At 39.3% G+C, this 22,420-nt stretch carries 23 protein-coding genes; 22 read left to right on the top strand and 1 reads right to left on the bottom strand.

Going from position 1 to position 22,420, the window contains the following annotated elements:
* Positions 1 to 28: 28 nt before the first annotated feature.
* From AC59HZ_RS01770 to deoC, 11 genes are all read left to right on the top strand, one after another.
* Positions 29 to 343 (top strand): YqxA family protein, encoded by a 315-nt coding sequence (locus AC59HZ_RS01770; protein WP_496544193.1) that lies wholly within the window; start codon positions 29 to 31, stop codon positions 341 to 343.
* Positions 344 to 556: 213 nt separating this feature from the next.
* Entirely contained in the window at positions 557 to 2,392 is a 1,836-nt protein-coding gene (gene lepA / locus AC59HZ_RS01775) for a translation elongation factor 4 (RefSeq protein ID WP_496544194.1), read from the top strand.
* Between the two features lie 70 nt (positions 2,393 to 2,462).
* A complete protein-coding gene (gene hemW / locus AC59HZ_RS01780) occupies positions 2,463 to 3,608 on the top strand; it encodes a radical SAM family heme chaperone HemW (protein WP_496544195.1) in 1,146 nt (381 codons plus the stop codon).
* An 85-nt stretch (positions 3,609 to 3,693) separates the two neighbouring features.
* Positions 3,694 to 4,725, top strand: a complete 1,032-nt coding sequence (hrcA, locus tag AC59HZ_RS01785; RefSeq protein WP_496544636.1) for a heat-inducible transcriptional repressor HrcA — start codon at positions 3,694 to 3,696, stop codon at positions 4,723 to 4,725.
* A gap of 107 nt (positions 4,726 to 4,832) precedes the next feature.
* On the top strand, positions 4,833 to 5,429 hold the full coding sequence (gene grpE, locus AC59HZ_RS01790; protein WP_496544196.1) for a nucleotide exchange factor GrpE: 597 nt from the start codon (positions 4,833 to 4,835) through the stop codon (positions 5,427 to 5,429).
* A gap of 34 nt (positions 5,430 to 5,463) precedes the next feature.
* Positions 5,464 to 7,299 (top strand): molecular chaperone DnaK, encoded by a 1,836-nt coding sequence (dnaK, locus tag AC59HZ_RS01795; RefSeq protein WP_496544197.1) that lies wholly within the window; start codon positions 5,464 to 5,466, stop codon positions 7,297 to 7,299.
* Between the two features lie 120 nt (positions 7,300 to 7,419).
* Positions 7,420 to 8,562 carry a molecular chaperone DnaJ gene (gene dnaJ, locus AC59HZ_RS01800; RefSeq protein ID WP_496544198.1) on the top strand — a complete coding sequence of 381 codons (1,143 nt, stop codon included), beginning with the start codon at positions 7,420 to 7,422 and terminating at the stop codon, positions 8,560 to 8,562.
* 17 nt (positions 8,563 to 8,579) lie between these two features.
* Positions 8,580 to 9,521: a 50S ribosomal protein L11 methyltransferase gene (prmA, locus tag AC59HZ_RS01805; protein WP_496544199.1), complete on the top strand. Its 942-nt coding sequence runs from the start codon at positions 8,580 to 8,582 to the stop codon at positions 9,519 to 9,521.
* A gap of 98 nt (positions 9,522 to 9,619) precedes the next feature.
* On the top strand, positions 9,620 to 10,369 hold the full coding sequence (locus tag AC59HZ_RS01810) for a 16S rRNA (uracil(1498)-N(3))-methyltransferase (protein ID WP_496544200.1): 750 nt from the start codon (positions 9,620 to 9,622) through the stop codon (positions 10,367 to 10,369).
* A gap of 7 nt (positions 10,370 to 10,376) precedes the next feature.
* The gene (gene mtaB / locus AC59HZ_RS01815; protein WP_496544201.1) at positions 10,377 to 11,750 is read left to right on the top strand and encodes a tRNA (N(6)-L-threonylcarbamoyladenosine(37)-C(2))-methylthiotransferase MtaB; all 1,374 of its coding nucleotides are present in this window, start codon (positions 10,377 to 10,379) and stop codon (positions 11,748 to 11,750) included.
* A 92-nt stretch (positions 11,751 to 11,842) separates the two neighbouring features.
* On the top strand, positions 11,843 to 12,514 hold the full coding sequence (gene deoC / locus AC59HZ_RS01820) for a deoxyribose-phosphate aldolase (RefSeq protein WP_496544202.1): 672 nt from the start codon (positions 11,843 to 11,845) through the stop codon (positions 12,512 to 12,514).
* Positions 12,515 to 12,539: 25 nt separating this feature from the next.
* Here deoC and AC59HZ_RS01825 read toward each other — a convergent pair whose 3' ends face one another.
* Entirely contained in the window at positions 12,540 to 13,472 is a 933-nt protein-coding gene (locus AC59HZ_RS01825) for a Na/Pi symporter (RefSeq protein WP_496544203.1), read from the bottom strand.
* Positions 13,473 to 13,699: 227 nt separating this feature from the next.
* Between AC59HZ_RS01825 and rpsU the strand changes: the two genes are divergently transcribed.
* From rpsU to AC59HZ_RS01880, 11 genes are all read left to right on the top strand, one after another.
* A complete protein-coding gene (rpsU, locus tag AC59HZ_RS01830) occupies positions 13,700 to 13,873 on the top strand; it encodes a 30S ribosomal protein S21 (protein WP_007087607.1) in 174 nt (57 codons plus the stop codon).
* A gap of 14 nt (positions 13,874 to 13,887) precedes the next feature.
* A complete protein-coding gene (locus AC59HZ_RS01835; protein WP_430066558.1) occupies positions 13,888 to 14,334 on the top strand; it encodes a GatB/YqeY domain-containing protein in 447 nt (148 codons plus the stop codon).
* Positions 14,335 to 14,543: 209 nt separating this feature from the next.
* Complete coding sequence (locus AC59HZ_RS01840; protein ID WP_496544204.1) at positions 14,544 to 15,179, top strand: NfeD family protein; 636 nt, start codon at positions 14,544 to 14,546, stop codon at positions 15,177 to 15,179.
* A 16-nt stretch (positions 15,180 to 15,195) separates the two neighbouring features.
* Positions 15,196 to 16,185: a flotillin-like protein FloA gene (gene floA, locus AC59HZ_RS01845; RefSeq protein ID WP_496544205.1), complete on the top strand. Its 990-nt coding sequence runs from the start codon at positions 15,196 to 15,198 to the stop codon at positions 16,183 to 16,185.
* Positions 16,186 to 16,206: 21 nt separating this feature from the next.
* Positions 16,207 to 16,671: a YqfB family membrane protein gene (locus AC59HZ_RS01850; protein ID WP_496544206.1), complete on the top strand. Its 465-nt coding sequence runs from the start codon at positions 16,207 to 16,209 to the stop codon at positions 16,669 to 16,671.
* A gap of 81 nt (positions 16,672 to 16,752) precedes the next feature.
* Positions 16,753 to 17,055, top strand: coding sequence for a sporulation protein YqfC (gene yqfC / locus AC59HZ_RS01855; RefSeq protein WP_223591321.1), 303 nt, complete (start codon positions 16,753 to 16,755; stop codon positions 17,053 to 17,055).
* A complete protein-coding gene (gene yqfD, locus AC59HZ_RS01860; RefSeq protein WP_496544207.1) occupies positions 17,052 to 18,248 on the top strand; it encodes a sporulation protein YqfD in 1,197 nt (398 codons plus the stop codon). The genes yqfC and yqfD overlap by 4 nt, the downstream gene beginning before the upstream one ends.
* Positions 18,245 to 19,213 (top strand): PhoH family protein, encoded by a 969-nt coding sequence (locus AC59HZ_RS01865; protein WP_496544208.1) that lies wholly within the window; start codon positions 18,245 to 18,247, stop codon positions 19,211 to 19,213. Before yqfD ends, AC59HZ_RS01865 begins: the two co-directional genes overlap by 4 nt.
* A 174-nt stretch (positions 19,214 to 19,387) precedes the next feature.
* On the top strand, positions 19,388 to 21,559 hold the full coding sequence (locus AC59HZ_RS01870) for an HD family phosphohydrolase (protein WP_496544209.1): 2,172 nt from the start codon (positions 19,388 to 19,390) through the stop codon (positions 21,557 to 21,559).
* The gene (gene ybeY / locus AC59HZ_RS01875; protein WP_496544210.1) at positions 21,556 to 22,026 is read left to right on the top strand and encodes an rRNA maturation RNase YbeY; all 471 of its coding nucleotides are present in this window, start codon (positions 21,556 to 21,558) and stop codon (positions 22,024 to 22,026) included. The genes AC59HZ_RS01870 and ybeY overlap by 4 nt, the downstream gene beginning before the upstream one ends.
* A complete protein-coding gene (locus AC59HZ_RS01880) occupies positions 22,004 to 22,390 on the top strand; it encodes a diacylglycerol kinase family protein (RefSeq protein WP_496544211.1) in 387 nt (128 codons plus the stop codon). Before ybeY ends, AC59HZ_RS01880 begins: the two co-directional genes overlap by 23 nt.
* Positions 22,391 to 22,420 lie beyond the last annotated feature (30 nt).

Here is a 22,420-nt window from a genome sequence, read left to right on the forward strand (position 1 = left end):
AGTAGGGAGCACGCTTATGAAGATGTTCATGCTAAAAAGTTTAGGGGTTGCAGCGTTAATGTTTATCTCCGTTTTAGCAGGAATGCAATTAGCTAATGATGGAATTCATAAAATGAAAGGCTATGATGATCCGAATTTTCAAAATGCTGTTTCCATCAATGAAACCGACAAAGACTTAAATGCAACCTTTCTTGGGAAGGATATTTCCAGTCATGATATAGAAGCGAAAAAGAAGAAGCTAGAAGAAATAAGTGCCTTTAATTTCTTTTCTTCAATGGGAAAGAAATTATCGGACGGGCTCTCAGGCGCCTCTGGAAAACTGATAAAGAAAATTACCGAATGAAAAATTTTGAAAGCGGCCCATTACACAGGCCGCTTTTAGAATTGTCCAGCTCCAGCGCCTAGGGGCTCGAGGTCATAACTCCCTAGGAAAAAATGAACTGCTTTTTTCCCTGGGCAAGTCGCTTCTGCTTTTCTTTTTTTCATTGAATCTTGATTTCCCTGCTGATATAATCAAAAATAGTGTACATGTGCGAGTATAGTAGGAGTGAACGACATGAACAAAGAAGAAAAACTCAAACGACAATCAAAAATTAGAAATTTTTCGATTATTGCCCATATTGACCATGGTAAATCAACATTGGCAGATCGGATTTTAGAGAAAACCAACGCTCTTTCATCACGTGAAATGAAAGACCAGCTGCTCGATTCAATGGATCTTGAACGAGAACGGGGCATTACGATTAAGTTAAATGCCGTCCAGCTTAAATATAAAGCAAAAGATGGAGAAGAATATATTTTCCATTTAATTGATACACCGGGACACGTCGATTTTACGTATGAGGTATCAAGGAGCCTTGCTGCCTGCGAAGGGGCGATTTTAGTCGTAGATGCAGCACAAGGAATAGAAGCACAGACACTAGCGAACGTATACCTTGCCCTCGATAACAACCTTGAAATTCTACCTGTTATAAATAAAATAGACCTGCCAAGTGCAGAACCTGAAAGGGTTCGAAATGAAATTGAAGAAGTAATTGGCTTAGATGCCTCTGAAGCAGTTTTAGCATCTGCTAAAGCAGGAATTGGTATTGAAGATATCCTTGAACAAGTAGTAAAGACAGTTCCGGCTCCAACTGGAGATCCTGAAGCGCCATTAAAGGCACTCATTTTCGATTCATTGTATGATGCATATCGTGGTGTTGTTGCCTATATCCGTGTCGTTGAAGGATCAGTAAAAGTCGGCGATAAGATTAAAATGATGGCCACTGGAAAAGAATTCGAAGTAAATGAAGTTGGAGTATTTACTCCTAAAGCAACGTTACTTGACGAATTAACCGTTGGTGATGTAGGCTTTTTAACAGCTTCGATTAAAAATGTCGGGGATACTCGTGTTGGTGATACAATTACGAATGCGAAAAATGGAACGACAGAACCTCTTCCAGGTTACCGGAAATTAAATCCAATGGTGTATTGCGGACTTTATCCAATCGATACAGCTAGATTTAATGACCTTCGTGAAGCCCTTGAAAAGCTTCAGTTAAATGATTCCGCCCTTCAATTTGAACCGGAAACATCCCAAGCTCTTGGTTTTGGTTTCCGCTGTGGTTTCTTAGGTCTTCTTCATATGGAAATCATTCAAGAGCGGATTGAGCGCGAATTCAAAATAGACTTAATTACCACGGCACCAAGTGTTATTTATCACGTACACATGACGGATGGCACTGAATTAAAGGTAGATAACCCGTCTAATTTGCCGGATCCTCAGAAAATTGATCGTGTAGAAGAGCCTTATGTAAAAGCAACCATGATGGCTCCAAATGAATATGTAGGGGCGATTATGGAGCTTTGCCAATTAAAACGCGGAATCTTTATTGATATGCAATACCAAGGTGAAAATCGCGTAAGCATTATTTATGAAATTCCTTTGGCAGAAATAGTTTATGATTTCTTTGATCAATTGAAATCTAGCACGAGGGGATACGCGTCTTTTGACTATGAATTAATTGGTTATAAACCATCTAGTCTGGTTAAAATGGATATATTGTTGAACGGTGAAAAAGTAGATGCCTTAAGCTTCATTGTGCATAAGGATTTTGCTTATGAAAGAGGAAAAGTAATTGTTGAAAAACTAAAGGAATTAATTCCAAGGCAGCAATTTGAGGTTCCTATTCAGGCTGCAATTGGTCAAAAAATTGTAGCTCGTTCAACGATTAAAGCGATGCGGAAAAACGTATTGGCTAAATGTTATGGGGGAGATATCTCTCGTAAACGGAAGCTGTTAGAAAAGCAAAAAGAAGGTAAAAAGCGGATGAAACAAGTTGGCTCTGTAGAAGTACCGCAGGAAGCCTTCATGGCCGTTTTAAAAATGGACGATAATAATACAAAAAAATAAACTTGAAAGAGAGGTAAGGACTAGCCGAATTTGGTGGTACCTGCCTCTTTTTATTAGGAAGTGAAAAAACATGATTAAAGCAGCTTATCTTCATATCCCTTTCTGTGAGCATATCTGCCATTATTGTGATTTTAATAAAGTGTTTTTGAAAGGACAGCCGGTTGATGAATATTTACGGGCACTGGATCGCGAAATGGAGTTAACACTTCAAAAATATCCAACACATGAACTTCAAACCATTTTTGTTGGCGGCGGCACTCCCACATCCTTAAATGAGCAGCAGCTGCAGCGATTTTGTGAAAGCATCAATGAACGATTACCCAAAAGCACAGATTTGGAGTTTACTTTTGAAGCGAATCCGGGAGATTTATCAAAGGAAAAACTGCAAATATTAAAGGATGCAGGTGTGAACCGAATTAGTCTCGGTGTCCAAACTTTTAATGAAGAATTGCTAAAAAAAATCGGCCGTGTTCATCGTGCCAAAGACGTATATCAATCCGTTGAAAATGCAAAATCCATAGGCTTCGAGAATATCAGCATTGATCTTATTTTCAGCCTGCCAACTCAAACAATTGAAGACTTTAAGGAATCTTTAACTGAGGCCTTTACTCTCGATATTACCCATTATTCCGCCTATTCGCTAATTATTGAACCAAAAACGGTTTTTTATAATTTATTGAAAAAAGGGAAGCTGCCAACCCCCGGTGAAGATGCTGAAGCAGCAATGTATGAATTATTAATGGAAGAAATGGATAAACACGGGTTTGTCCAGTATGAAATTAGTAATTTTTCAAAGCCTGGCTATGAAAGCAGGCACAATCTTACCTATTGGAATAATGAACAGTATTATGGTTTTGGAGCTGGATCACATAGTTATCTAAATGGAGTAAGACGTTCAAACGTGGGTCCCTTGAAAAGATACATGGATCTCATCACTAAAGGTGAAATGCCTGTTTTGGAGGAAAATCAAGTAAGCATTTCAGAACAAATGGAAGAGGAAATGTTCCTAGGGCTGCGTAAAACAAGTGGAGTTTCGATCGCTCATTTCACTGGAAAATTTGAACGGAATCCTTTAAAAATATTTAAACATCAGCTTGATGAGCTTGCCGCGAAACATTGGATAGAAGTCTCTGACGACCATATATTATTAACTAAAAAGGGACGTCTATTGGGAAATGAAGTTTTTCAAACCTTTTTAGGAGTATGTGATGTGTAATGATTGACACCATCCCCCCTTTTTTGATAATTTATTAATATAATTAGCACTCGGTAACAAGGAGTGCTAACAGAGGTGATGAATGTTGTTAACAGATCGTCAATTGTTAATTCTTCAGGTTATTGTTGATGACTTTATTCGATCTGCACAACCTGTCGGCTCAAGAAGTCTGTCGAAAAAAGAGGAAATCTCCTTTAGTTCAGCGACGATTCGCAATGAAATGTCTGACCTTGAAGAGATGGGGTTTATTGAAAAGACGCATACCTCATCAGGTCGTGTGCCTTCTGAAAAAGGGTATCGGTATTATGTAGATCATTTGCTATCGCCTCAGGTTTTAAATCAGCAGGATATTTCAATAATTCAATCGATTTTTGCTGAGAAAATTTTTGAGTTTGAAAAAATCATTCAAAGATCTGCTAAAATTTTATCGGATTTAACTAATTATACATCAATCGTTCTAGGACCGGCTGTCAGTATTAATAAGTTAAAAAGGATACAAATCATTCCGTTAAACAAAGAAACAGCGGTCGCTATTTTTGTTACGGATACAGGGCATGTTGAGAACCGCTCCTTTTCATTACCACCTTCTATAGATATAAGTGATTTGGAAAAAACGGTGAATATATTAAATGATCGTTTAGCGGGAGTTTCTCTCGAAGATCTGAACGATAAGATTTATAAAGAGGTAGCTGTTCTCCTAAGGCAGCATATCCATAATTATGATTTAATGCTCCACACCATTGCGGAAACTTTTAAAATGCCCGCTAACGAAAAGCTTTTCTTTGGTGGAAAAACCAATATGCTTAGTCAGCCGGAGTTTCATGATATTACAAAAATCCGTAGTCTATTAACCATGATTGACCAGGAAGAATGGCTTTACCATTTAATAAAAAAGAATTCTACTGGAATTAATGTGAAAATTGGCAAGGAAAACAATATTAGCGCCATGGATAATTGTAGTTTAATAACAGCTTCCTATTCAGTAGGGGCTGAAAGTTTAGGAACGATTGCTATCCTTGGTCCCACCAGGATGGAATATTCCCGAGTCATCAGCCTGCTGGAATTATTAAGTAAGGATTTAACATCAGTCTTAACAAAACTGTATCAAAATAATTAGCGCTGGTAATATTGAGTAAGGGTGAAATGCCTGTTATTTCACCCCCTTTACTATGGAAATGTATTTTATTATAGCTTGCGAGTCATGCTTTAAGGGAGGTGAGTAAGTTGACAAATGAAAAAAACAATACCATTAATGAAGAAGTAGATACACTAAATGAAAAAGTTGAACTTACTGAAGAAGAAGTGGCTGAGCCAGTTTTTGCTGAAGAAGAGAATACTGAACAAGTAGAAGTGAATCCTCTTGAAGAACAACTAAAAGAAATTCAAATGCTTCAGGAAAAGGTAGACGCAGCTGATAATCGTTATCTTCGTCTCCAAGCAGATTTTGATAACCACCGCCGCCGCGCTAGACTGGACCAAGAAGCGAGTGAAAAATATAGAGCTGAAAACTTAATCAAAGATTTGCTTCCTGCATTAGATAACTTTGAACGTGCAATGAAGGTGGAAGTGGACAATGAGCAAACAAAATCCCTTCTGCAAGGCATGGAAATGGTTTACCGCAATTTGTTAGATGCTTTGAAAAAAGAAGGTGTTGAACCAATTGAAGCGGTAGGAAAGGAATTTGATCCACATCAGCACCAGGCAGTCATGCAGGGAGAAGATGGGAATTATGGTTCCAATATTGTCATTGAGGAGTTTCAAAAGGGTTATCTCTTAAAAGATAGGGTTATCCGACCATCAATGGTTAAAGTCAATCAATAAAAAATTTACATATTTTATCTAGGAGGAAGAGGTAATGAGTAAAATTATCGGTATTGACCTTGGTACAACAAACTCATGTGTTTCTGTACTTGAAGGCGGAGAACCAAAAGTTATCCCAAATCCAGAAGGAAATCGCACAACTCCTTCTGTTGTTGCCTTTAAAAATGGCGAACGTCAGGTAGGGGAAGTGGCAAAACGCCAAGCCATTACAAATCCAAATACGATCATCTCGATTAAGCGCCATATGGGTACTGATTACAAAGTGGAGGTTGAAGGGAAAAACTATACTCCCCAAGAACTTTCTGCCGGAATCCTTCAGTATTTAAAGTCTTATGCAGAAGATTATCTTGGCGAACCAGTTACAAAAGCAGTTATTACTGTGCCTGCATATTTTAATGATGCTGAGCGTCAAGCAACAAAGGATGCAGGCAGAATTGCCGGCCTTGAAGTTGAACGGATTATCAATGAGCCAACTGCTGCTGCACTTGCATACGGGTTAGATAAAACGGACCAAGACCAAACTATTTTAGTTTATGACCTTGGCGGCGGAACATTTGACGTTTCCATCCTTGAACTTGGTGACGGAGTTTTTGAAGTAAAAGCTACTGCTGGGGATAATCGTCTTGGCGGAGATGATTTTGACCAGGTTATTATTGATTACCTAGTAGAGCAATTCAAGAAAGAAAATGGTATTGACCTTTCCCAAGATAAAATGGCGTTGCAACGCTTAAAGGATGCAGCTGAAAAAGCGAAAAAAGACCTTTCAGGTGTAACTTCAACGCAAATTTCGTTACCGTTCATCACGGCTGGACCTGCTGGCCCGCTTCACCTTGAAGTCAGCATGTCCCGCGCTAAATTTGAAGAACTATCAGCACATCTTGTGGAACGCACTATGGGCCCTACACGTCAAGCTTTAAGTGATTCAGGTTTAACTCCTTCACAGATTGATAAAGTAATCCTTGTTGGTGGTTCAACACGTATTCCTGCCGTTCAAGAGGCAATTAAAAAAGCTACTGGTCAAGAACCTCACCGCGGTGTAAACCCTGACGAAGTAGTTGCGATGGGTGCTGCCATTCAAGGCGGTGTTATCACTGGTGATGTGAAGGATGTAGTTTTACTTGACGTAACTCCATTATCACTTGGTATTGAAACCATGGGTGCCGTATTTACAAAGCTTATTGATCGTAATACAACCATTCCTACATCAAAGTCGCAAGTATTCTCTACCGCTGCAGACAATCAAACAGCTGTTGATATCCATGTTCTTCAAGGGGAACGTCCAATGGCTGCAAATAACAAAACATTAGGACGCTTCCAATTGTCAGATATTCCACCAGCACCACGTGGAATTCCGCAAATCGAAGTTACTTTTGATATTGATAAAAACGGTATTGTAAACGTTCGTGCTAAAGACCTAGGCACAAATAAAGAACAACAAATTACGATAAAATCATCAACTGGTCTATCTGATGAAGAAATTCAAAAGATGGTCAGAGAAGCAGAAGAAAACGCAGATGCAGACAAACAACGTAAAGAAGAAGTAGAGCTTCGTAATGAAGCAGACCAACTTGTATTCACAACTGAAAAGACGTTAAAAGATCTTGAAGGCAAGGTAGATGCTGCTGAAGTAGCGAAAGCTAACGAAGCAAAGGATGCTTTAAAACAAGCAATTGAGAAAAATGATCTTAATGAAATCCGTACTAAGAAGGATGCTCTTCAAGAAATCGTTCAAGCTTTGACAGTTAAGCTTTATGAGCAGGCAGCACAAGCGCAGCAAGCAGCGCAAGGCGGTCAAGAGAGTGGAAGCACTGCAGACAAGAACGACAATGTCGTAGATGCGGAATTTGAAGAAGTTAAGGATGATAAGTAATAGGCTGTGAAAATATAGCTAAAAGCCAAAGTCAGTTCAGCTGCTTTGGCTTTTTTATTGCAATAGGACTAATAACGGTGTTAGAATAATCTTTATGTGAAAGATTCGGGAGTGGTAATCATGAGTAAACGGGATTACTATGAGGTGCTAGGCGTAGCTAAGGGCGCTTCAAAGGATGAAATAAAAAAGGCATATCGTAAACTATCAAAAAAGTATCACCCAGATATTAATAAAGAGCCAGATGCAGCTGATAAATTTAAAGAAATTGCCGAAGCATATGAAGTCTTAAGCGACGATCAGAAAAAGGCTCATTATGACCAATTTGGCCATACTGATCCAAATCAAGGCTTTGGTGGCTTTGGCGGCGGCAGCGATTTCGGCGGTGGCTTTGGCGGATTTGAAGACATTTTTAACACCTTTTTTGGCGGTAGCGGCGGGGGCTCTAGAAGACGTGATCCGAATGCGCCAAGACAAGGAGCAGACCTGCAGTATACAATGACGATTTCCTTCGAAGAAGCAGCGTTTGGAAAAGAGACCGATATTGAAATTCCTCGCGAAGAAACATGCAGTACCTGCAGCGGTTCCGGAGCTAAACCTGGAACTACATCCGAAACCTGTAAGCATTGCCAGGGTTCAGGACAATTAAATGTTGAGCAGAATACTCCATTTGGCAGAATTGTGAATCGTCGCACATGTCATTACTGTAATGGATCTGGTAAAGAAATTAAACATAAATGTTCAACCTGCGGCGGAACAGGAAAAGTGAAGAAACGCAAGAAAATCCATGTGAAAATTCCAGCGGGAATCGACGATGGCCAGCAATTAAGAATGTCTGGGCAAGGGGAAGCTGGCATCAATGGAGGACCAGCCGGAGATCTTTACGTGGTATTCCATGTCCGACAGCATGAGTTTTTTGAAAGAGATGGCGATGATATTTACTGCGAGATGCCTATCACATTTGTGCAAGCAACTCTAGGTGATGAAATTGAAGTTCCAACCCTGCATGGTAAAGTGAAGCTGAAGGTACCTGCCGGAACACAAACGGGAACGAGGTTCCGCCTGAAAGGAAAAGGGGTTCCGAATGTACGTGGATACGGTGTTGGGGACCAACATATACAGGTGCGTATCATTACCCCAACCAAGCTCAACGACAAGCAAAAACAGATCTTGCGTGACTATGCTGAAGCCAGTGGTTCGGCACCAATAGGTGAACATGAAGAAAGCTTTTTCTCAAAAGTAAAACGTGCCTTTAAAGGCGAGTAAGGATTGGAGTTGGTAGAATGAAGTGGTCAGAAATTAGTATCCACACAACAAATGAAGCGATCGAACCTATTTCACATATTTTGCATGAAGCTGGGGCGAGCGGTGTAGTGATTGAAGATCCATTCGAATTGACAAAGGAAAGGGTAGATCAATTCGGGGAAATCTACCAACTCAATCCTGATGATTATCCGGAAGAAGGCGTAATAGTAAAAGCATACCTTCCAGTTAACAGCTTTTTGGGTGAAACGGTCGAGGCCATTAAAGAATCGATAAATAATTTAATTATTTATGATATCGATTTAGGTTTAAACAAAGTCACAATCAGTGAAGTAAATGAAGAAGAATGGGCAACTGCCTGGAAAAAATATTATAATCCAGTTAAGATTTCCGAGAAATTTACAATTGTCCCTACATGGGAGATTTACGAGCCTGTCAGCAGTGACGAATTAATCATTGAATTGGATCCAGGCATGGCATTTGGGACTGGAACACACCCGACAACGGTTATGTGTATTCAAGCGCTCGAACGGACAGTCCTTCCAGGAGACCGGGTAATAGATGTGGGAACAGGCTCAGGTGTTTTAAGCATTGCTGCAGCTCAGCTTGGTGCTGAGGATGTTCGGGCGTATGATCTTGATGAAGTGGCTGTGACACAGGCGAAATTAAATATTAAATTAAATAAAGTCAGTGCTACGGTTAACATTTCCCAAAACAATCTGCTTGATGGTGTTGAGGAAAATTCAGCAGATGTCATTGTTGCGAATATTTTAGCTGAAGTGATTTTGCGCTTTACAGATGATGTTGCGAGGGTCGTTAAGCCCGGCGGGTCATTCATTGCATCGGGAATCATTCAGCAGAAAAAAGAGCTAGTTAAAGAAGCAATTATAAGTGCAGGCTTTGATATAACAGAAACCATTCTGATGGAAGATTGGGTTGCCATTATTGCAAAAAGGAAATAACTATTTAGGAAAAGGGGGATTAACCCCTTTTTCTGCTTTCAAAATGAACTTACATTTAGTAAAATAAGGCGTAAAATGTTTTAGAGAGGGTGCATCGTGTGCAACGCTACTTTGTTAAAAACCGAGCAAATGAAGACCGTTTTTTTATTGATGCTGATGACCGCCATCATATCATTAAGGTCATGCGCATGGATATTGGTGAGAAAATCATTTGTGTCGACCCGGATGGAAATTCCGCTGTCTGCAAAATTGCAGAAATTACCGATGAAAGAGTCGTTGCAGACGTTGTACAATGGAAAATGGAGATTTCAGAACTTCCGATTTCAATTACAATTGCCAGTGGGCTTCCTAAAGGGGACAAGCTTGAGTGGATTATTCAAAAAGGAACAGAATTAGGCGCACATCAGTTCCTCCCATACTCTGCCGCTCGGTCAATTGTGAAATGGGATGAGAAAAAAGCAGCTAAGAAAATAGAGCGATGGCAAAAGATTGCTAAAGAAGCTGCAGAACAATCGCATCGCAATCTTATACCCGAAGTCTTGAATCCGGTGAATTTCAAAGCTTTACTTCAAAAAAGTAAGGAATTTAAATATAAATTAGCAGCCTTTGAAGATGAAAGCAGAAGTGGAGAAACGTCTACTTTCTCTGCAACACTTCAGAAAATGCAAAGCGGGGAATCCCTCCTGATTGTATTTGGTCCTGAAGGAGGATTATCGGAAGAAGAGGTAAAAGCTTTTAAAGACCACGGTTTTAACTTGTGTGGATTAGGGCCGCGAATATTGAGAACGGAAACTGCGCCGTTATATGCGCTTGCGGCGATTTCCTATCATTTTGAATTAATGAGGTGAACAGAAAATGCCAACAGTCGCATTTCATACACTTGGATGTAAAGTAAATCATTATGAAACTGAAGCAATCTGGCAGTTATTTAAGCAAGAAGGTTATGATCGAGTTGAGTTTGAATCCATCTCGGATGTTTATATTATCAATACATGTACAGTAACCAACACAGGAGATAAAAAAAGCCGTCAGGTAATTAGACGAGCTGTCCGGAAAAATCCTGATGCCGTTATTTGCGTAACGGGCTGTTATGCACAAACGTCTCCCGCGGAAATTATGGCAATCCCTGGTGTTGATATCGTTGTAGGTACACAAGATCGTGCAAAAATGCTTGATTATATTGAGCAATACAAGGTTGAACGCCAGCCGATTAATGGTGTCGGTAATATTATGAAAAATCGTGTTTATGAGGAGCTTGATGTTCCGTCGTTTACAGACAGAACACGTGCATCATTAAAGATTCAAGAAGGCTGCAATAATTTCTGTACTTTCTGTATTATTCCTTGGGCACGCGGCTTAATGAGATCCCGCGATCCAAAAGAAGTCATTCGTCAAGCACAGCAGCTAGTGGATGCCGGATACAAAGAAATCGTTTTAACAGGAATCCATACTGGCGGCTACGGTGAAGACATGAAGGATTATAATCTCGCGGCTTTACTCCATGATTTAGAAGCAGAAGTAAGAGGTTTAGAGCGTCTGCGTATTTCATCAATTGAGGCAAGCCAGATTACTGATGAAGTGATTGAGGTAATCAAACATTCCAATATTATTGTCCGTCATTTGCATATTCCGTTACAATCAGGTTCAAATACGGTTTTAAAAAGAATGCGCCGTAAGTATACAATGGAATTCTTTGGCGAAAGATTAGACCGCTTAAAAGAAGTACTCCCCGGCCTTGCAGTTACATCTGATGTTATTGTCGGCTTCCCTGGTGAAACTGAGGAAGAGTTTATGGAGACTTATAACTTTATAAATGAACACAAATTCTCTGAACTTCACGTATTTCCATATTCAAAACGCACGGGTACTCCCGCTGCCCGGATGGAAGATCAAGTGGATGAAGAGGTAAAAAATGACCGAGTACACCGGTTAATTTCCCTTTCTGACCAGCTGGCTAAAGAATACGCGTCCAAATTTGAAGGCGAAGTATTAGAGGTAATTCCGGAAGAGGCAATTACCGAAGAAGGCAAATCAGGATTATTTGTAGGCTATACAGATAATTATCTGAAGATCGTTTTCCCTGCAACAGAAGATATGGTCGGAAAAATCGTTAAAGTAAAAATTACTAAAGCAGGCTATCCTTACAATGAAGGACAGTTTGTCCTTGTTGTTGAAGACACTAAATTAGTAAAAGAAGAAATATTTACAAATGAAGAAGCTGCAATCTAAGGACCAATAAAGGTCCTTTTTTCTTTGGGTTCAGGGCATACTATTTTCAGCAGCAAATTTCTTTCTAATCTAATTTGGAGGGAGCTTGTAAAATGGCTATTAATGTTGCTGCAATGATTGACCATACATTATTAAAGCCTGAGGCCACCAGAGAGCAAATCGAAACGCTTTGCCAGGAGGCTAGGGAGAATAGTTTCTTTTCTGTTTGTGTAAACCCAACATGGGTCAGCACAGCAAAGGAACTATTACAAGGAAGCGCAGTGAAGGTATGTACTGTTATCGGCTTTCCCCTTGGGGCTTCCACCCCGGAAACAAAAGCGTTTGAAACAAAAAACGCGATTGATCATGGCGCGGATGAAGTGGATATGGTTATTAATATTGGTGCTTTAAAGGATCACAATGATGAACTAGTAGAAAGTGATATCCTTGCTGTCGTAGATGCAGCGAAAGGCAAAGCGCTAACGAAGGTAATTATTGAAACAAGTCTTCTATCAAAAGATGAAAAAATTCGCGCGTGCGAATTATCAGTAAAAGCTGGTGCTGATTATGTGAAAACTTCCACTGGATTTTCGACCGGAGGAGCAACCTTTGAGGATATTGCCTTAATGAGGAAGACAGTTGGTCCGGATATTGGTGTGAAGGCTTCTGGCGGTGTTCGCAGTACAGAGGATGCCCAGATGATGATCGAGGCTGGTGCCACAAGAATTGGGGCCAGTTCAAGTGTAGCGATTATCAATGGACTTAAAGTAACTGCTGATTATTAAAGAAAGACGGCCGAGCTTGGCCGTCTTATTTATTTGGTTTCCTATCATGTAAAAATAATATCATTTCACCAAATTTAGTTGCAAAAGGAAGGATGAGCAAGGAGGATACTACATTAAAAATCACACTGATATGTGCTAATTGGACTTCTTTTCGATTAGCAAGTAATTGGGCATGATCCGTTAAAGTCGGAATTAATGGAATAAATAACAAAACTCCAAATACATTTAGCCAAACATGAGCGAAAGCTGCCAACCTGGACTCCTTTCCTCCCCCGATAGAGGCGATAATGGCCGTAATACAAGTCCCGATATTTGCTCCAAGCACAATGGCAATTCCCGCATTCAGCTTGAGCGATCCTACTGTTAAAAAACCCATGGCGATTCCGGTCATCGCTGTACTAGACTGAATAATTGCCGTAATAATTGTCCCGGTTAATAAGCTTAGGAAAATATTGTCGTTTAAGGACAAAATAAATTTATTAATAAAGTCCATCGAGGTTAAAGGCTGGGCCAGTAATTCGAACCCCTTCATTGCTGTAAAGACCGAGGCGATTCCAAACGTCAGCATTCCAATACTCCGCGCCTTCTTGTTTTTAAATAAAATCAGGACTGCCCCACAAACAGCTAAAGGAATAAGAATAGCATCCAATTTAAAGGTAATTAACTCTGTTTTAAAGGTAGTCCCAATATTAGTACCGAGAATGATACCGATCGACTGTGGAAATGTCATAATCCTTGCTGAAATTAATCCGATGGTGATCACCATTACAGCTGAGCTGCTTTGAAGCAGAGCAGTTACAAATGTTCCCGTCAACATTCCCTTTAACGGTGAACTTGTTAGTTTAATCAGCCAGGTTTTCAATTTATTTGCTGACAAATTAAATAAGCCAAACCTTATAATGGTCATTCCAAAAATAAATAATAAAATACAAAGGACAAATAATAATATGTATAGCATGTCTTAGGCCCCCCTCCCTTCATTGTATGGCTGCAGATGAAGGGACATGCCACCTTGCTGGAAAAATTAAGACGGGCTATGATAATTTTGTTTTAAATATGAATAAAAAATAAAAAGCATTTTTTTACACTGCGAATTTCAGTTGACCTTGTATCAAGGTTATATTATAATTGCAAGGTACATGGATTGAATGTAAGTGTGTTGTGTTTCGGAGGGAGGGAAAGAGAATGTCTAAAACCGTCGTTCGTAAAAACGAATCGCTTGAAGATGCTCTTCGTCGCTTCAAACGTACAGTATCAAAAACTGGTACTTTGCAAGAGGCAAGAAAGCGCGAATTCTACGAAAAGCCAAGTGTAAAACGTAAGAAAAAGTCTGAAGCAGCAAGAAAACGTAAGTTTTAAGAGAGGGTGTAATCATGAGTCTTCTCGAGCGTTTAAATAATGACATGAAACAAGCGATGAAAAGCAAGGAAAAAGACAAACTCTCTGTTATTCGGATGGTTAAATCTTCATTGCAAAATGAAGCCATTAAGCTTGGAGTAAAAGAACTATCCGAAGATGTGGAGTTAACGGTCCTTTCTCGCGAAGTAAAACAACGCAAAGACTCCCTCCATGAATTTGATAAGGCTGGTCGTGAAGACCTAGTTGAAAAATTGCGTGCAGAACTTGCAGTTGTCGAGCTCTATTTACCGAAGCAGCTTTCTGAAGAGGAGTTGTCAGACATAGTAGCACAAACTATTTCTGAAGTCGGCGCAAAATCAAAAGCGGATATGGGAAAAGTGATGTCTGCGATTATGCCTAAAGTTAAGGGTAAAGCAGATGGATCACTTGTTAATAAATTTGTACAACAACACCTTTCATAAGTATTCTGACATTAAGTCCACAGGCTAAAGAGCTTGTGGTCTTTTTATTTTGCCGTGTTAAAAGAAAGAGTTGACTATTTAACACTATTGATTGGAGCTCAAATCAACAGATCTGTTTACAAAGTATATTTTACTGAAAAGTGAAACTTTCCGATCATACATACGTATTGATTAATAACGGCCAAATAGAAAGAAAGGGGGGCTCAAATATGATTGAGTTTCTTACTAACCCGATTGTGATCACTGTTCTTTTAACAATTGCGGGCGTTGGAATTGTTGTGGAGCTTTTTTCAGCGAAGTTTGGTTTGGCTGGCTTAATAGGAGTATTGGCGCTGCTAATATTCTTTTATGGGCATTTCCAAGCGGGATATGCCGGATTCGGTACATTGATCTTATTTGCCGGAGGAATACTTCTTATCTTTTTGGAGTTTTTCCTGCCAGGAGCCATTTCAGGGACTTTGGGTGTCGCAGCTTTAATTTTAAGTCTTTTTTTAGCAGGGGAAAACGCCTTACAGATGGGAGTATCCATCCTAATCGCCATTTTTATTTCTATTCTTATTTTCTTTTTGATGATAAAGGTTTTTGGCAAAAAACTCGTCCTTTTTAATAGGATGGTTTTGTCAGATTCAGCTAGAAAAGAGGATGGGTATGTTTCGAATATCAATCGTACCGATCTAATTGGTAAGGAGGGCATTGCGTTAACGATATTACGACCTGCAGGAACCGCCATCATTCAAAATGAACGAATTGATGTCGTGAGTGAAGGCGGGTTTATTGAGCAAAATGCCAGCGTAAAAGTGATTAAGGTCGAAGGTGCGCGGATTGTCGTAAGGGAAATCGAATAAATAGGGGGTTGGAAAAATGGTTACAAATGGAACAATCTTTGTTATTGCTCTTGTTGTGGTTGTGTTAATTTTTTTAGGAATTTTATTATCTTTTGTACCGGTAATGCTTTGGGTGTCAGCACTTGCAGCAGGTGTCCGGATTAGTATTTTTACATTGGTCGGGATGCGTTTAAGGAGAGTTACCCCAAGCAAGGTGGTCAATCCGCTTATCAAAGCCCATAAAGCAGGTTTAAATGTAACGACTAATCAGCTTGAAAGCCATTATCTGGCTGGCGGGAATGTTGACAGAGTAGTGAATGCTCTTATTGCAGCACACCGTGCAAATATTGAATTATCCTTCGAACGCTGTGCCGCGATTGACCTGGCTGGACGTGATGTTTTAGAAGCTGTGCAAATGAGTGTTAATCCAAAGGTAATCGAAACGCCATTTATTGCCGGAGTAGCGATGAATGGGATTGAAGTAAAAGCAAAAGCAAGGATTACCGTTCGAGCTAATATTGACCGACTCGTTGGCGGTGCTGGTGAAGAAACAGTTGTGGCTCGTGTAGGTGAAGGGGTAGTATCGACAATAGGTTCATCTGACAGCCATAGCAAGGTTTTAGAAAATCCGGATTTAATTTCTCAAACGGTACTTTCCAAAGGGCTTGATGCCGGTACGGCCTTTGAAATCCTTTCAATTGATATCGCGGATGTAGATATCGGCAAGAATATTGGAGCAGAATTACAAACAGAACAGGCCGAGGCCGATAAGAAAATTGCTCAGGCAAAAGCAGAGGAGCGCAGGGCAATGGCTGTGGCTCAAGAGCAGGAAATGAAGGCAAAAGTACAGGAAATGAGAGCGAAAGTAGTGGAAGCCGAAGCAGAGGTCCCTCTTGCAATGGCAGAAGCGCTTAAATCTGGGAATATTGGTGTCATGGATTATATGAACATTAAAAATATTTCGGCTGATACCGATATGAGGGGCTCTATTGGTAAAATTACAGGTGAGAAAAAAGACGACCGCTAAAAAAATAAAGGAGGCGGTAGTATGGAAACTTTAGTTTTTTTAATAATAATTGGGATTCTCTCCTCGATATTTGGCAAGAAAAAAGGGAAAAAACGGCCAATAAAAAACAAATCATTTTCTATGAATACTTTAGATGAGCTTCGAAACCTATTCCAGAATGAAACGGAACGAAGAATACATCCTGTTCAAGAGAAAAAGAATTCTCATCAGCCAAAGCAGCAGGATCTTGAAAAAAAATATATACAAATTAAACAGGATTCGGATGTCATCCAAAAAGGATTTACGAATCCAGCTAATCTAGGAGAACTTAAGAAAGAAAAACCTAAAGACCCTTTATTTGCTGCTTTAGATAATGATGGTGAACCAGAGTTCGAGTCCGCTAATCCAAACTCAATCATAAACGGCATAATCTGGTCTGAAATCCTTGGAGAACCGCGGTCGAGGAAACCATATTTCCCAAGGAAAAGGCAGGCTGAATCCGAATAAAACAATCCATCTTATTGGAGAAAATTGTGCTAGAACCCTATTTCATTTCATACATATGAGATGAAAGGGGGTTCTTTTTTTATGGCGAAAAAATGGGGCCAGAAAGTCCGAAATTGGATGGCTAAAAAAATGGATCTTCCTCAAGATGTCATGATGGATTTACCCCGTATCACAATGATTGGGCAGATTCATATTTATATAGAGAATCATCGCGGCTTGCTTGCATACACAGACAAAGAACTCCGCCTGCTTTTAAAGCAAGGGCAATTATTGATAAAAGGGAAATCCTTCGTAATTAAAACGTTTTTACCTGAAGAGGTGTTACTGGAAGGGAAAATCGATCAGGTCATATATATAACTGATAATCCAGGAGGAGCAAAATGAAGAACCAGTGGATAGAATTTATATTTGGCAGAGTAACGGTAAAGGTCTCGGGAAAGGGGGTTGAACGTTTTTTAAATATTCTAGCCAGAAACGGTTTGCAAATTTGGAATATTAAGAGGCATGGTACAGAGACCATTACCTTTAAAATGAGACTCGTGGATGCTAAAAACATCAGGCACTATGCGAGACATAGTGAGTGTAACATTTCCTTTTTGCAAAGAAGCGGCGTCCCTTTTCTTTTTAAAAGATTATTAAAAAACAGCGGATTTTTAATTGGGGCAGGAATTTTTCTATTTATCCTTTTGCTTTTATCCAATGTCATATGGGGAATTGAGATAAAAGGAGCAAAACCGGCCACTGAGTATCAGATTCGAAAAGAATTGGACAAGATGGGGGTAAAAATAGGCAGGCTGCAGTTCTTTGTCGACAACGTTGAAGGAATACAAAGACGGTTAACGAATAATGTGGGCGACCTTACATGGGTTGGTGTGGAATTAAACGGGACAACCTACCGTCTGCAAGTGGTGGAAAAAAACGAGCCGAAAAAGCAGAAACAATTATTACCTCAGAATCTAATTGCGAAAAAGAAGGCTATCATTGTGAAAATGGATATTGAATATGGCCAAAAGGTTGTGGATAAAAATGATCATGTGGAGGCTGGACAACTATTAGTATCCGGAATAATCGGTGAAGATGGTCTAAAACCGGAATTAGTTTCTGCCCAAGGTGAGGTTTGGGGAGAAACCTGGTATAAAAGCCATGTAGAACTCCCTTTTAAAACGAATTTTAACGTCTTTAATGGGAAAGAAAAACAAAAGTATTATCTTTCATTTGGGAAGTTAGAAGTCCCTATTTGGGGCTTTGGAGAACATGGCTTTAATAATTTCGAAACGGAAAAGAATGTGCATAAAATTCATTTCTTAAAATGGGAGCTTCCAATTTCCTATATTCATAAAACAATTCGGGAACGAGAAGAATTCACACGGACCTACACGAATGAAGAAGCTGAACAAAATGCACTGGAGCTGGCTAAAAAGGAAATAAAAAGCCAATTAGATGAAGATGCTATCATCAAAGATGAAAAAATTTTACACAAAGCGATTAAAAATGGTAAGGTTATACTAGATATCCATTTTAAGATAATAGAAAACATAGCAGTCGGGGCACCGATTTCCAAGGAGACTCATGAATGACAGAAAAATTAACAACGATCAATGTGCAGCTTGAAAATCCGGCAGAGGCGATTACGCTGCTAGGAAATTCTGATCAAAATTTAAAAATCATTGAGCAGGAGCTTGGCGTTTCGATCATCACAAGAGGTGAATCGGTAAGTTTGTCAGGCGACGAGGACAAGGTTTCCTTAGCCGGACAAATTCTAGATCGCTTAATGTTTGTCATCCGAAAGGGGATTAACATTAGCCAGCGGGATGTTATCTATGCCATTGAAATGGCAAATAAGGGAACGCTCGATTATTTTGTAAATTTATATGATGAAGAAATTGCCAAAAATGTAAAAGGGAAAACGATAAGAATTAAAACACTGGGACAGAGACAGTACGTTACTGCCATTAAGAAAAATGACTTGGTGTTTGGGATTGGACCAGCAGGAACAGGGAAAACATACCTTGCCGTCGTGATGGCAGTGAATGCCCTTAAGAATGGACAAGTAAATAAAATTATCTTAACAAGGCCAGCTGTTGAAGCAGGGGAAAGCCTGGGATTCCTTCCTGGAGATTTAAAAGAAAAGGTCGACCCTTACTTAAGGCCTCTGTATGATGCCTTACATGACGTATTAGGCGCAGAACATACACAAAGGTTAATTGAGCGGGGAACCATCGAAATTGCTCCTTTAGCCTATATGAGAGGGCGTACACTGGATGATGCTTTTGTTATTTTAGATGAGGCCCAAAATACCACCCACGCTCAAATGAAAATGTTTTTAACCAGACTGGGATTTGGATCAAAAATGGTTATAACAGGTGATCAAACACAAATTGATTTGCCCAAAGGAGCAAAATCCGGCTTAATTATGGCTGATGAGATCCTCCAAAATGTAAAGGGACTTTCCTTTATCTTTTTAGAGCAAAGTGATGTAGTCCGTCATCCACTGGTTGCAAAAATCATCGATGCCTATGAAAAAAAGGCAAAACAAAACTAATCCACTTCGTTAAAGGGATGTACCTGATAATGGTTTATCCCTTTTTGATTTTTATAAAAAGGTGAAACTTGACAGAAAAACTGTTATCATTTTACATAACGTGTACTTTCAACTAAATTCAGTTGAAAACTCATTGGATCAGAATTTTCATTGGCCGTGGTTGGAGGGATTTGGGTGGATAAACTGCAGCAATATTTTATACGGATCCGGAAGCTGCTCGATATAACCTTTTTTCGAGTTCTATTTTTTCTGTTTTTAGGGGCAGTTTTATATGCCGCCTTGTTTAGTAATGTAAAACCTGAAAAAGTGGATTTAAGCCTGTTTTCTGTTGCTGAAAAAACTATTCGTTCCCCAGGAACCGTTGAAGATAAGAAATCTACAGAAAACAAACGAAAAGATGCTCTTGATCAAGTTCAGGATGTATATGCCTTAAAAAAGGAGTATACGCAAAACCGAGTGGATTTAATTACTTCTATCTTCCAATTCGCAATTGAAGTAGATGATGAAGTAAAAGATGAAATGAAGAAACAAGAAGCGGCAGCTACTGACGAGCAGCCAACCGTTTCTGAACCTAGTGTTGAAGAAAAAGTAACACGATTAAAAGGGAAATTAACACCTAATGTGACTAAAGATCTTTCTGATCAGGTTTTTTCTGCTTTAGTACAAGCGGGGCATGATGAGTTGTCGATTGCAAAGGATATAACCGTTACAGCAATTAATAATGTGATGACCAAAAGAATTTCTGCTGATGATGTAGAAAATGCAAAGAAAAGAGTGGAAGAGGAATTAAAATTTTCAACCTTAAATGATAATTTACGGGTTGCTGCAATCGAATTGGGAAGATATGCGGTCATTCAAAACGAATTTTATGATCCCGTTGCGACAGAGGAGCTAAGACAGCAAGCAGCAGAAAGTGTAGAACCTGTAAAAATCCTTCAGGGCCAAATTATTGTGGAAGAAGGAGAACTAATAAACCAGGATATCTATCGGCAATTAAAGCTCGTGGGTTTAATTAATAATGAAAAATCCCTTAAACCATACATTGGTCTAATGGTATTGATTGCGATTATTCTTTCTGCCATCTATTATTATTTTTATCAAATGAAAATTGCGCCAGATAAAAGACAAACCTATTTCTTATTGTATGGCATGATTTTCACCCTTTCGATTTTTATTTTGAAAATCATTAGTATGCTCCAAGTATATAATTATTCTTGGATTGGCTATCTATTCCCTGCTGCCATGGGGGGGATGCTTATAAAAATATTAATTGATGAGAAGCTAGCTATCCTGATGGCGATTATTTTTGCTGTTTGCGGAAGTATTTTATTTAATGAAGGTGTAACTGGCTCACTAAATTTTTCAGTGGGAATTTATATCCTCTTTAGTGCTATAGCTGGAATCCTGTTTTTGACAAATCAAAATCAGCGCTCGAAAATTCTCCAAGCTGGTTCATTTGCAGCCATTGTCAATTTATTGACTATTTTGGCTTTGATGTATTTACCCAATGGTCAATTTACTGGACTGGAATATGGGTACTATTTTATTACGGCCCTAATTTCAGGAATTGGTTCTGCCGTACTGACAATTGGGTTACTTCCTTTCTTTGAAGCTAGTTTTGGAATTTTGTCCACTATGCGGTTAATTGAACTATCTAATCCTAATCATCCACTCCTAAGAAAGATTTTAATGGAGGCACCAGGTACATATCATCATAGTGTGATGGTCGCTAATTTATCGGAATCCGCCTGTGAAGCAATTGGTGCAAATGGGCTTTTAGCAAGGGTCGGAAGCTATTATCATGATATTGGAAAGACCAAAAGGCCAAACTTCTTTATAGAAAACCAAATGCATCATGACAATCCCCATGATCGACTGCCGCCGGAAAAAAGTGCACAAATCATTATTGCTCATGTCATTGATGGTTCAAATATTTTGAGGAAATATCATATGCCCAAAGAAATTATTGATATCGCCGAGCAGCATCACGGTACAACGCTTTTGAAATTTTTTTATCATAAGGCGAATCAAAATGGTGAAGAGATAAAGGAAGGGGAATTTCGTTATCCTGGTCCTAAAGCACAGACAAAAGAATCTGCTGTAGTTGGAATTGCCGACAGCGTGGAAGCGGCTGTCCGCTCTTTATCACAACCTACTCCGGAATTAATTGAGTCATTAGTAAAAAAAATCGTTTCGGACCGTTTGCAGGATGGGCAGTTAAACGAATGTGATATCACAATGAAGGAAATTGAAATCGTTTCCCACACTCTTTGTGAAACGTTGAAGGGAATTTTCCATTCCAGGATCGAATATCCAGAAATGAATAAGAAGGTGAAGCAAGCATGACATTACTAATTGATAGTATTGATGAAACGAATGAATTATCGGACGAGCAAATGCTAGAAATAGAAAGACTAATAAATTTTGCTGCCAATAAACAAAACATTGAAGAGCATAGTGAGGTATCCGTTACTTTTGTTTCAAATGAGCGTATTCATGAGATTAACCGTGAATATCGGGATAAGGATGCTCCAACGGATGTTATATCTTTCGCGATGGAGGAGATCGGAGAGGGTGAAGTTGCCTTAATTGGGGCTGATATGCCTCGTATATTAGGGGATATTATTATCTCCGTTCCAAAAGCAAGAGAGCAGGCAGAAGAATATGGACACGATTTTTTGCGCGAGCTTGGTTTTTTAGCTGTTCATGGATTCTTGCACCTTTTGGGTTATGACCATATGACCGAGGAAGAAGAAATAGAAATGTTCACACTGCAAAAGGATATTTTAAATGAATATGGACTCACAAGATAAGAAAAAGATCTTTCCACTAATCCATTCATTTAGCTATGCAATTGCGGGTATCATGAATGCCCTTAAAAATGAACGCAATATGCAGATTCATGCTTTCAGCTCCATATTCGTTTTATTCGCATCGTATTTCTTTTCTATTACAAAGATAGAGTGGTTGTTTATTCTTATTGCGATAGGCGGAATGTTTGCGCTTGAACTAATGAATACCGCAATTGAAAGGGTTGTTGACTTGGCAACTCTAGATTACCACCCACTTGCGAAACAAGCTAAAGATTTGGCAGCAGGAGCAGTTTTTGTGTATGCTATACTTTCGGTCATAATTGGGATGGTAATCTTTTTACCGTATTTCTTAAGCCTTTTCTAACAATCGAGGGCCGGATTTGAAAAGGGGAGT

The sequence above is a fragment of the Neobacillus sp. DZ-9 genome (assembly GCF_059587065.1).